Annotated in this window: 3 protein-coding genes; all 3 read right to left on the bottom strand. The window is 33.4% G+C overall.

The genetic code is table 11. The features are described from left to right. Nucleotides 1–57: 57 nt before the first annotated feature. On the bottom strand, nucleotides 58–987 hold the full coding sequence (gene lgt / locus AC061C_RS15705) for a prolipoprotein diacylglyceryl transferase (RefSeq protein WP_478291951.1): 930 nt from the start codon (nucleotides 985–987) through the stop codon (nucleotides 58–60). A gap of 85 nt (nucleotides 988–1,072) precedes the next feature. After that, a complete protein-coding gene (gene yidD / locus AC061C_RS15700) occupies nucleotides 1,073–1,303 on the bottom strand; it encodes a membrane protein insertion efficiency factor YidD (RefSeq protein WP_417946601.1) in 231 nt (76 codons plus the stop codon). A 65-nt stretch (nucleotides 1,304–1,368) separates the two neighbouring features. Further along, a partial coding sequence (locus tag AC061C_RS15695) for a DALR domain-containing protein (RefSeq protein WP_478291950.1) occupies nucleotides 1,369–1,809 on the bottom strand: 441 nt, incomplete at its 5' end.

Raw genomic sequence — 1,809 nt, 5'->3', positions numbered from 1 at the left:
AAAGGGTCGAGGCAGTTTTTCTATTATTTAGTAAAACTTTCGGATAGCTGTGAGTTTTTATAAACTACTCTGTTCTTTTTTTGCAGTAAATACAAAATAAAGTCCAATGAGTATAAAAGGAATACTCAACCACTGACCTGTAGAAAGTAATCCTAAGGCACTTTCAAATCCTCCTTGACTTTCTTTAACCGATTCTACTACTATACGCACGGAGAATAACAAAACTAGAAACATACCAAAAATATAGCCAGTGTATTTTCTTTTTTCAGTTTTCCAATACAAGAAAAATAAGATGGCAAAAACAAAAATGTAGCAAAACGCTTCGTATAACTGGGTGGGATGTTTAGCAGGAACTTGCTCCAGTAATGATGCAAATTTTGGATCAGTGGCTATGGCAGTGTACGCGTCTTTTGGATTTGCTATTTGTGTTTCATTAACTGCATCCGTTGCGCTAAAGTGATCTCTAATGAATTTTATTCCAAAAGTGGACTGCGTTTCATAGCCTATAATTTCTGAATTAAAAAAATTCCCTAATCGTACAAAAATGGCGCCACTGGCAACCGGTATTACTACTCGATCCAAAATCCATAACTGTGGTCGTCTAAGAACGTTTTTGCTGTAAAAATACATGGCAACAATAATAGAAATTGCAGCGCCATGACTTGCCAACCCTTGATAGCCTGTAAATTCAAAATTTGGAGTAAAACGAAACGGTAAAATAATTTCAGATAAGTGATTGCGATAATATTCCCAATCATAAAAGAAAACGTGACCTAATCGTGCTCCAATTAAAGTGGCAAGAACAGTCCAAATAAACAAAGAATCTAGTTTTTCAAGAGATTCTTCCTCACGTTCAAAAATGTGTTTCATGATGTACCAGCCTAATCCAAAAGCAATTACAAACATTAAGCTATAATATCGAATAATAAAAAAGCCTAAATCGATTCCTTCTGATGGATTCCAAACAATGTTTAAAGCGTGTGTCATTTAGTGTTAAATTTGTTTATTGATCGTAAAAATAGAGATTTAAAGTTCAATTTTTAAAGTATAAAAAGTTAATGTTTGTGATGGCTTACTTTTTAGGAACGGGATCGTAACCTGTTTTTCCCCAAGGATGGCAACTCAAGATGCGTTTTATTCCAAGAAAACCACCATAAAACAAACCATGAGTTTGTAATGCTTCAATCATATAAGAAGAGCAAGTTGGTTGAAATCTACAAGCTGCAGGTGTAAAAGGGGAAATAGCAACCTGATAAAACCGAACCAATACTAAAAAAGGGTAAACAATTATTTTTGATAACATATTTTGAATAGTTATGTAAAACGTCACTTTTATTTTTTACAATTGGTTCGTGTAGCAATTGGAACTTAAATACTAAAAGTAGTTCCTTCTTTACCATCTTTGAGCTGAATTCCTAATGCTATTAGTTGATCTCTAATTTGGTCAGATAATGCAAAGTTCTTATTGTCACGGGCTTGTTTCCTCATTTCAATAAGCATATTAACTGTTCCTTCTAATTTGTCATTACTGCTATCTGAAATTTTTTCATCTTCCATTCCGAGAACTTCAAAAACAAAATCGGTCATTGCTTTCTCGAATGATTTTAAATCCTCGGTATTCAATGTTTCTTTCCCATCTTTTAATATATTTATAAAACGAACGCCTTCAAATAACTGCGCAATTAAAATTGGCGTGTTAAAATCATCATTCATCGCATCATAACACAATTGTTTCCAAGCAGGAATATCAATAGTGCTTTTTGCGCTAGCTGAGATATCTTTTAATGAATGCATTGCTTCCATCAATCG

Source organism: Flavobacterium sp. GNP010 (assembly GCF_056428945.1).
The sequence above is the reverse complement of the archived record's forward strand: the minus strand, read 5'-3'. Positions and strand labels throughout refer to the sequence as shown.